This is a genomic window from Deltaproteobacteria bacterium (assembly GCA_026712905.1).
GTDB lineage: Bacteria > Desulfobacterota > Binatia > UBA9968 > JAJDTQ01 > JAJDTQ01.
In genome coordinates, this window is sequence record JAPOPM010000141.1 from 1 (window position 1) to 9582 (window position 9582).

Sequence of the window (9582 nt, forward strand, 5' to 3'; positions counted from 1 at the left end):
ATCCTCTGCCGTACGTCACGTTCACGCGCTCATGGCAACGTTTAATGAGCGAACCTGTCAGATGAGGAACCGAGTGCGTCAATCGCGCACGCTCGGATCTGTGGGGGGAGGGGCTCGGTGACGACCCCTCCTACCCGGCCCCCGAAACCGGAGAAAATGCTATCAGGACCGTAATCGAAACGCAACCCACTGGAATCGCAGCCTGGAGTGTGGGCTGTCATCATCTGGCGTGGCTTGTCCGAACGGCACAGGAGCATGAGTCATTCGGAAACCACTATAAGGCACTGTAATATAGAGAGTTATTGCAGCACTGTCGTGACGGGACTTGACATGACAGCGCTTGTCCGCTACCCGAGTAAATGGTGAGAAATCAGGTGAGATCAATATACGATATATGGGTCTTTTTCGCCGTCGGCTGCGTTACTCTTCCTCGCGTGGTGCCCGCCACTGGGGGCGACCGCAGGTCGCCCCTACAAGTCATCGCGCCTTGCCGACAACGAAAAATCCTCCGCATATTATTGTGCGGATTAACCAGACATCACACTAGTTTGAGGACCGGAGGACAACGAGCAGCATGCCGCGATCAAGGTTCCAGCACGTGGGCCGGAATGTGCCGCGGGTGGACGGCTTCGACAAGGTGACAGGGCGCGCCAAGTACACCGGAGACATCGTGCTGCCCGGAATGCTTGAGGGCCGGATCCTGCGAAGCCCGTTGCCGCACGCGCGCATCCGGGCCATCGACGCGTCGCGGGCGGAGGCCCTGGGCGGCGTCCGCGCGGTGGTGACCGCGAAGGACCTCTCCGGCCTCGACCCCTTCTACAACGGCCGCCCGGTGGTGGCCCTGGAGAAGGTGCGTTACGTCGGCGAGCCCGTGGCGGCGGTGGCGGCGGACGACGAACACATCGCGGAGGCGGCGCTCGCCTTGATCGACGTGGACTACGAGGAGCTGCCGGCGGCGCTGGGCGTGGATGCCGCGCTGGCGCCGGGGGCGCCGCTGATCCACGACGATGCACCCGGCAACGTGTGCGCCCACGAGCGGGTGGGGCAGGGCGACGTCGAGCAGGGTTTCGCGGCCTCGGACCGGGTCTTCGAGGGCCGCTATACGTTCCCCAGCGTCTACCACTACAGCATGGAGCCCCACGGCGCGGTGGCCCGTTGGGGTGCCGACAGCATCGACCTGTGGTCGTCGGCGCAGCACCCGTTTCTCGTGCAGGGCGACATCGCGCGCATCTTCGGCGTCACCCGCTCCCAGGTGCGGCTGCAGGTCTCCTTCCTGGGCGGCGGCTTCGGCGGCAAGTCCTACAGCAAGTTCGAGCCCCTGGTGGTGCTGCTCTCGCGCAAGGCGGGCCGTCCGGTGCGGCTGTGCCTGTCGGTGCCGGAGGCGATGGTCACTGTGCGCCGGCACGGCGCCGCCGTGAAGCTCAGGACCGGAGTGATGAACGACGGCACCCTGGTGGCGCGGCAGGCGGAGATCCGTCTCGACACCGGCGCGTTCACCGAGAACACGCGCATGGTGGCGCAGCTCGCGGCCACCCGGGTGCTGGGACCCTACCGGATCCCCCATCTCAGGAGCGACGTGTACTCGGTGCACACCAACGCCGGCTCCGCCGGCTCGTTCCGCTCGGTGGCCGCGCCCCAGACCATCTTCGCGTGCGAGTCGCAGATGGACGAGATCGCGGCGGCTCTGGGCATGGATCCGGTGGAGCTGCGGGACAGGAACCTGCTCCAGCGCGGCGAGGTCCTGCAGCCAAAGCTGCGGCCCGTGGACGTGCACCTGCATTCGAGCCTCAAGCGGCTTGTATCGAGGTCCCGCTGGCGGCGCCGCGCCCGTGACCGGAGGGCGCCGCTGGGGATGGCCTGCGGCTCCACCAACGCCGGCGGTGTGTTGCCGGTGTCGGTGGCGCTCGTGCGCCTGGGCGCGGACGGCCATGTCTCGATATTGGCCGGCAGCACCGAGATGGGGCAGGGGGTCAAGACGACGTTCACCCAGATCGTCGCCGAAGAGCTGGCGCTGCCGCGTGAGCGGGTCCGGCCCGTTCCCGTGGATACCACCGTCACGCCCTACGACCACTCCACCGGCGCCAGCCGCTCCACCACGGTCATGGGCCGGGCGGTGCTGGCCGCCGCCCGGGACCTCAAGCGGCAGTTGCGCGCCATCGCCGCCAAGTCGTTCGGTGTGACGGCCGGAAAGGTGACGTTGTCGGAGGGCCGGCTCGTTGCCGGCGAGCGGGAGATGTCCTTCACCGACGCCCTCGCCTGCCGCTTCGGCGCGGTTGCCGGCGAGATCGTCGGGCGCGGCACCATGGGGCCGGAGATGGTGGGCTGGAAGACCCCGGTGCTCTGGGAAGTGGGCATGGGAGTCGCCGAGCTGGACATCGACCGCGACACGGGCGCGCTGAAGCTGGCCAGCTACGTCTCCGTGGCCGACGTCGGCAAGGCCATCCATCCCCAGCATTGCATCGGGCAGGAGGAGGGCGCGGCGATGATGGGCATCGGTCACACCTTCATGGAGCAGATGGTGCACGACGACCACCAGTTGCTGAACCCCAACCTCGTCGACTACCGCGTGCCCAAGTTCAAGGACCTGCCGGCCGAGTATCACACGTATCTGGTGGAGAACCGCGACGGCATCGGCCCCTACGGCAGCCGCGGCATGGGCGAGGGCGGCATCTTCTCCGTGGCCCCCTCGGTGGTCAGCGCCCTGGCCCGGGCCACCGGCGTGCGCATCCGCGACCTGCCGCTGACGCCGGAGCGGGTGTGGCGGGCGTTGAGGGACGGGGAAAAGTGAAGTGGTAACGCCACACGAATCGGTCATTCCCGCGTGACAGGCTGTGTCAAAACTCCCGAGGCTACCGTCCCCCGAAGAGTCATTCCCGCGAAAGCGGGAATCCAGGGGTGGTGGGGCCGGGAAGCGCCGCTGTAGTGCCTCACCACCGCCCCTGGATTCCCGCTTTCGCGGGAATGACTCTTCGGGGTGGCAGCGGCGAAAGCGCTAGCCGTCGTCGCGTGCGCGGAGCCATCCGCGGATGCGGTCGGGGCTGAGGGGGAGGTCCTTGACTTCGATGCCGAGGGCGTTGCTGACGGCGTTGCCCAGGGCGCCGGCGGTGCCGACGATGCCGCCTTCGCCGGCGCCCTTGACGCCGAGGGGGTTGTAGGGTGAGGGGGCTTCTTCCAGCACCAGGTCGTCGATGGGCGGGACGTCGGTGCTGGTGGGCAGCAGGTAGTCCAGGAACGTGGTGGTGAGGAGCTGGCCGCCTTCGCCGTACACGAGCTCTTCCAGCACTACGCCGCCGATGCCCTGCACGGCGGCGCCGACGGTCTGGCCGCGCACCATGAGCGGGTTGACCACCCGGCCCACGTCTTCCACCACCAGGTACTTGAGCACCTCCAGCATGCCGGTCTCGGGGTCCACGGCCACGTGGGCCAGATGCACGCCGTAGGTGTGGGTGATGTTGTTGGAGTTGTAGTAGGCGGTGGCTTCGAGCTCGGGGACGCCCTGTTCGGGAGTGATGGACTCGCGCATGTGCGTCACCAGTTCGCCGAGAGGCAGCGCCGGGGCCTCGGTGCCCGTCCGGATGATGTTGCCGTCCTCCAGCGACAGACTACCCGCGTCCGCGTCCAGGTGGCGTGCCGCCGCCTCCAGGATCTTGTCCTTGAGTTGCAGCGCGGTGAGGTGCACGGCGTTGCCCGCCATGACCGTGCCGCGGCTGGCGAAGGTGCCCCAGCCGAAGGGCGAGAGGTCCGTGTTGCCGTGGAACACCGAGATGGCGTCCATGGGAACGCCCAGGGCGTCGCCGCAGATCTGTGCCATGGCGGTCTCGTGCCCTTGGCCGAGCTGGGCGATGCTCAGGAACACGCTGACGCCGCCGCCTTCGCCCACCACCATGCGCGCGCCCTCGTAGGGCTCGAGCCCGCCGGTGTTCTTGACGAAGTACGACAGGCCCACGCCGTGGTAGCGGCCGTCTTCCTGGAGTCCCCGGATGCCCTTCATCTCGTCGTATTCGAAACGCTCCAGCGCCTGCCGCAGGGCGCTGGCGTAGTCGCCGCTGTCGAGGATCGTGGGGTGGGCACTGGGCCGGGTGAAGCCGATCTCGTAAGGGATCTCCTCGGGCGTGACCAGGTTCTTGCGCCGCAGCTCCACCGGATCCAGGTCCAGATCCCGCGCCATCATGTCGAGCATGCGCTCGCGGTAGAAGCACGACTCCACCCGGCCGGGGGCGCGCAGCGTGCCGAGGCCGGTCTTGTTGGTCATGACGCAGTGGATCTTGGCCTGGTAGTTGGGGATGCGGTAGGGGCCGGTCAGGAGCGCGCCGGTGGAGCAGGGTACCAGGCCGCCGTGGGTGCGCACGTAGGCGCCCATGTCGCCGTATATCTGCGCCCGGATCGCCAGCAGCGTGCCGTCCTTGCGCGCGGCGATCTCCAGCTCGCAGGTGACCTGCCGCGAATGGTTGGCCGCCAGCAGGTGCTCGCGCCGGTCCTCGATCCATTTCACGGGAGCGCCGAGGCGCATGGTGGCGAAGGGGATCAGGAAGTCCTCCGGGTACAGTTCGCCGCGGATGCCGAAGCCGCCGCCCACGTCGTTCTCCTCGAAGTGGCACTTGTGCTCGGGCAGTTGCAGGAAGGCGGCGATGGTCTGGCGGTTCAGGTGCGGCAGCTTGGTGGCGCCGTAGACCCTGAGCTCGCCCCTGCCGCGGTCGAAGTGGGCGACGATGCCGCGGGTCTCCATGGGGTTGCCGGTGAAGCGGTGGACGCGGAACTCCTCCCGGCGGGTGTAGTCGGCCTCGGCGAAGGCCTTGTCGGCGTCGCCGATGGAGACGTGGTGCACGCCGGCCAGGTTGGTGCCGTTGTGTTCGTGCACCAGCACCTTGTCCTCCATGGCCGCGCGCACGTCCATGACCTCCTGGAGCACCTCGTAGTCCACGTCGATGGCGTCCAGCGCATCCTCGGCGAGGTAGCGGCTCTCCGCCACCGCCACGGCCACGGGCTCGCCCACGTAGCGCACCACCTCCCGCGCCAGCGACGGCTGCAGGTACTTGTCCAGTCCCGGGATCTTGTACATGCGGATGGGGACGGTGGCGTCCAGCTCGCCGATGTCCTTCAGCGTGAACACCAAGACCACCCCGGGCATGGCCTCGGCCCGGCTGGTGTCGATGTCGCGGATGCGGGCGTGGGCGTGGGGGCTGCGCAGGATGGCGGCGTGGACCATGTGGGGCAGCTTGATGTCGTCCACGTAGGTGCCCGCGCCGGTGATGAACCGGATGTCCTCGCGCCGCTTGATGGGAGCGCCGATGTATGTTTCCGCCATGGTCGAATGCTCCGTTCAGGGAAATGCGCCGATGCTATTCTACCGCTCCCCGAAAGACGTCATTCCGCGCGCCACCCCTCCTGGATTCCCGCTTTCGCGGGAATGACTCTTCAGGGTGGCGGTGCCGGTTCGTGGCCAAGTGGAGTTTTGCCACAACCAGCTTCGCGGGAATGACGTTTTCGGGCGACGGCGTCATTTCGCCTCACTCGCGGGGTTTGCCGCCTACCTCCGGGGCCGCCTGTCCGATGGCTTCGATGATGGGCTGGTAGCCGGTGCAGCGGCAGATGTTGCCGGAGATGGCCTCGCGGATTTCGGCTTCCGTGGGCTTGGGGTTCTCTTTCAGGAACGCGGTGGCGGTCATGAGGAAACCGGGGGTGCAGAAGCCGCACTGGAGCGCGTGCCGGTCCTGGAACGCCGCCTGCAGCGGGTGCAGTTGGTCGCCGTCCGCCAGCCCCTCGACGGTCTCCAGGGTCGCGCCCTCCGCCTGCACCGCCAGCAGCAGGCAGGAGCGCACCGCCTCGCCGTCCATGATCACCGTGCACGCGCCGCATACGCCGTGCTCGCACCCCAGGTGCGTGCCGGTGAGGTCCAGCTCGTTGCGCAGGAAATCCGCCAGCGTCATGCGCACTTCCACGAGCTTCTCGTACGCCTTGCCGTTCACCGTCAGGTTGAGGATGCTCTTGGTGCTCATGCGCCGCCCTCCGTGTCCCTGGCCGCCGCCGCGCGCAGCGCGCGCCGGGTGAGCACGCCGCCCACTTCCTTGCGGTAGAGTGCCGATGCGTGGATGTCGGAGTCGGGGTCCAGCTCCTCGAAGACGATGCGCTCGACTTCCTTGAGGGTGGCGTCGTCCAGGGTGGCTCCCTGGAGCCGCTGCTCGGCCTTCTCTACCCGGACGGGCCGGCCGCCGACGCCGAAAAGGATGATGCGGGCGTCCGCGCAGTTGGCGCCGTCCATGTCCGCCCACAGCGCCACGCCTACCATGGCGAAGTCGCCCTTGCGCCGGGATACCTCGTCGATGCCCCACAGGCGTCCCGCCTTCCACGCGGGTACGCGGATCTCGGTGAGCACCTCGTTGGCCTCGATGGCGGTGGCCATGTAGCCCAGGTAGAAGTCGTCCGCGCTCACCACCCGTTCGCCGCCGGCGCTGGTGAGGACGAAGTCGGCGCCCAGGGCCACGGTCACAGCCGGCAGTTCCGACGCCGGATCGGCGTGCACGAGGCTGCCGCCCACGGTGCCGCGGTTGCGGATCTGGAAGTGGCCGATCAGCGGTACCGCGGCCGCCAGCAGCGGGTTCCGCGCGGGGAAGTCGGCGTCCCGTTCCAGTGCCCGCTGGCGCGTCAGCGCGCCGATGTGGAGGCCGCCGTCGCCGTTGGCGCCGATGCCGTCGAGGCCGGATACCCGGTTCAGGTCCACGATCACGGAGGGGCGCGCCAGCCGCAGGCTCATGAGCGGCATGAGGCTCTGGCCGCCCGCCAGGACCTTGCCGTCGTCGCCGTGCTCGTTGAGCAAGCCGGCCGCCTCGTCCAGGGTTTCCGGACAATAATATTCGAAGGGTGCGGGTTTCATAGGATTGGAGGGTGCCTTATGGGTGCCCGGATTGATAGCGCAGATGACTTTCTTTGGGCTGCCTAGACGATTACCCCAGGGTTGTCAAGAATGCGCCCGCCCGCGTCACCGCGCCGTAACCCGTTCGTGGATCGCATTCACCGCGAGGTGCGCCCCGAGGACGGCGCCCTCCTGCCATCCGGGAAGACCCGTGACTTGATCGCCGGCGAAGTGGATGGCCCCGTCGGGCTTCTGAAGGGCCTCGGGTGAGGCGTGGCGTTCCCCGGGCCAGCCGCCCTTCTGGAACGGCGCGTTGAGCCAGGCTCGGCTGACCCCGGCCTCCATCTCGGCCGTATAACCGGGATGGATGCGTTCGCCTTCGGCGGCGGCGGCGCGCAGCCGCTCCGCCGGGCTCAGGGCGCTGAAGCGCAGTCCGGGCTCTTCGTCCCAGATGTAGGCGCCGACGAGAATCCCCTTGTCCCGCTGATAGCCGTAGGGCGGGTACCAGATCTGGGTGATGTCCTGGTCGGTCCACGAGGTCCCGCCGTAGATGGCGTGGTCCTCCTCCCAGAAGCGGCGGCTCTGGAAGGCCACCTTCACCGCGGACACGAACTTGATCGATTCGATGACCGCGCGGGTCTCCGCGGAAAAGTCGTTGGGGATGTCCTTCAGCACGGGCGCGGGCACCGTGCAGACGGCGAAGTCGGCGTCGACGGCTTCCCGTTCGGTCATCACGCGGACCCCCGCTGGCGTCTTGCGAATTTCCTTGACGGGGCTGTTGTAGCGAATGAGCGGACCGACGCGTTGCTCGAAGGCCTTGGTGATGGCGTCCATGCCGCCGGCGGCCTGGAACAGCGTCGGGTTCTGGTCGAGGAACTGGCTGAAGTGGAGCTTGTACTGCCAGAAGTCCGCGTTGAGGAGTTCGCTCAGGTCGAGGGGGGAGTTCACCTCTCCGGCCTTGAGGCCCGCGTGGAGCTGCTCGCCGCGATAGCCGCCGCGGCTGGAACCCTTGTACAGCCGGTCCGGATCGAGGCCGCCGTACTGGACCAGCATTTCCAGGATGCGCTCCTTGTCCTCTCCCGTCAGCTCGCTGTCCAGGGAGCCGGCGTTCACCGCCTTGACGAGCAGTTCGGCGATGTAGCCGCGGGTGTCGGTGATGACCCGGCGGCCCGCCACGGGCTTGCCGTCGAAGCGCTCCCGGTTGTGGAAGAGGGCCGCGCGGTTGTCGTTGGTGAAGACTTCCAGCTCGACGCCGAACTCCTTGCAGTAACCCAGCAGCGTTCGATGGTGGTAGGGAATGCGCGCCGGGCCAAGGTTCGCGTACAGGTGGTCGCCGCGGTCGAAGTCCACCCGCTGCCGGCCGCCGGTCTCCTCGATGACGTCGCCGCCGCGCACCGTGAGGTTGCGCCCGCCGGCGCGTCCGGTGGCCTCCAGGATCGTGCAGCGGTAACCGGCCTTGGTCAACTCGTAGGCGGCGGTCATGCCGGAGATGCCGGCGCCGAGAATGACAATGCGCTTCCCCTGGCCGGAGCCGGGAGGCAGATCGAGCGCGGCCCCCGCGCCCGCACGGCGTGCCGGAAGAGCAGCGAAAGGAGTTCACGATGAGTCGATTACAGAGGTTCCTGGTAGTTTCGTTGGTCGCGCTCTTTGTCGCGACGCTCGCGCCGGCGGCCCTGGCGGAGAGCTACAAGTTTGGTGCGTCGAAGCCGGGCGGCTCCTGGTATCCCATCGGGACCGTGTTGCAGCGGCTGGCCGACAAGAACTACGGCGACCAGGTGACGGTGGAAATCGGCGGTGGCACGTCCAACCTGCTGAACGTCATGGCCGGCAAGTTGAGCTTCGGTCTCTCCAGCGCAACGAGCATTCAGGAAGCCCTCAAGGGGGCGAAGATGTTCAAGGGCAAGGAGGCGCAGGCCAAGAAGGTGCGCGTGGCCGCGGTGCTTTACCCAAATTACCTGTTCTGGCTGGTATGGGCGAAATCCGATGTCACGTCGTACGAGCAGCTCAAGGGCAAGAGAGTCAACGTCATGCCCAAGCGGTTCTCGTTTCAGGCGCTGAACCAGCAGATGCTCGGTGCCCTCGGCATCAAGTACGAGGATTTCTCCAAGGTCAACTACCTCGGCTTCAACGACGCCGTGGCCCAGATGAAGGACAACCACATCGACGCGTACCTCGGCCCCGGCGAGGAGAACTACGCGCCCATCGTGCAGTTGGCGGCGCACGCGCCGATCCGCATTCTCTCCTTCTCCAAGGAAGACATTGCGAAGATGAACACGGCCAATCCCGGCGTCGGCCCCTTCACGTTGGACAAGAAGAACTACGACCAGAAGAACGACGTGAACACCGTTCAGACCTTCCTGCTCATCATTACGAATGAGGACGTTCCGGAGGAGCGCGTCTACAAGCTCACGAAGACCGTCTACGACAACCTGGGCGACTTCGCCGGAGCCGTGAAAGCCTTCGAGCGCGTCAAGGTGGCCAACGCCACCAACGACGTGGGCGCGCCGCGGCACCCCGGCATGGAGAAGTACCTGAAGGAGAAGGGCATCCTCAAGTAGAGGGGCCCCCTACGCAAAGAGGGCCGGCGCGGAACGCCGGCCCTCTTTTTTCACTTCGACACCTTCAACCAACGTGAAACCACCTGACGTGAGCGAACGCCCGGGTGTCCGCGCCGCATCGGACACGTGGCAGAGAGCGGTCCTATGCAGCGCAACCTGACAGGGGTCGCCGGG

At 67.2% G+C, this 9582-nt stretch carries 6 protein-coding genes; 2 read left to right on the forward strand and 4 right to left on the reverse strand.

Annotated features, from left to right (window positions below; translation table 11 throughout):
• Positions 1 to 574: 574 nt before the first annotated feature.
• Complete coding sequence (locus OXF11_10715; protein MCY4487570.1) at positions 575 to 2788, forward strand: xanthine dehydrogenase family protein molybdopterin-binding subunit; 2214 nt, start codon at positions 575 to 577, stop codon at positions 2786 to 2788.
• 204 nt (positions 2789 to 2992) lie between these two features.
• Here OXF11_10715 and OXF11_10720 read toward each other — a convergent pair whose 3' ends face one another.
• The 4 genes from OXF11_10720 to OXF11_10735 all read right to left on the reverse strand — a co-directional run bounded on the left by OXF11_10720 (position 2993) and on the right by OXF11_10735 (position 8356).
• The gene (locus tag OXF11_10720; GenBank protein ID MCY4487571.1) at positions 2993 to 5305 is read right to left on the reverse strand and encodes a xanthine dehydrogenase family protein molybdopterin-binding subunit; all 2313 of its coding nucleotides are present in this window, start codon (positions 5303 to 5305) and stop codon (positions 2993 to 2995) included.
• A gap of 202 nt (positions 5306 to 5507) precedes the next feature.
• Complete coding sequence (locus OXF11_10725) at positions 5508 to 5996, reverse strand: (2Fe-2S)-binding protein (protein ID MCY4487572.1); 489 nt, start codon at positions 5994 to 5996, stop codon at positions 5508 to 5510.
• Positions 5993 to 6871, reverse strand: coding sequence for a xanthine dehydrogenase family protein subunit M (locus tag OXF11_10730; GenBank protein MCY4487573.1), 879 nt, complete (start codon positions 6869 to 6871; stop codon positions 5993 to 5995). The genes OXF11_10725 and OXF11_10730 overlap by 4 nt, the downstream gene beginning before the upstream one ends.
• A gap of 105 nt (positions 6872 to 6976) precedes the next feature.
• The gene (locus OXF11_10735) at positions 6977 to 8356 is read right to left on the reverse strand and encodes a flavin monoamine oxidase family protein (protein ID MCY4487574.1); all 1380 of its coding nucleotides are present in this window, start codon (positions 8354 to 8356) and stop codon (positions 6977 to 6979) included.
• Between the two features lie 95 nt (positions 8357 to 8451).
• On the opposite strand from OXF11_10735, the gene OXF11_10740 reads away from it, so the two are divergent.
• Positions 8452 to 9408, forward strand: a complete 957-nt coding sequence (locus tag OXF11_10740) for a TAXI family TRAP transporter solute-binding subunit (protein MCY4487575.1) — start codon at positions 8452 to 8454, stop codon at positions 9406 to 9408.
• Positions 9409 to 9582 lie beyond the last annotated feature (174 nt).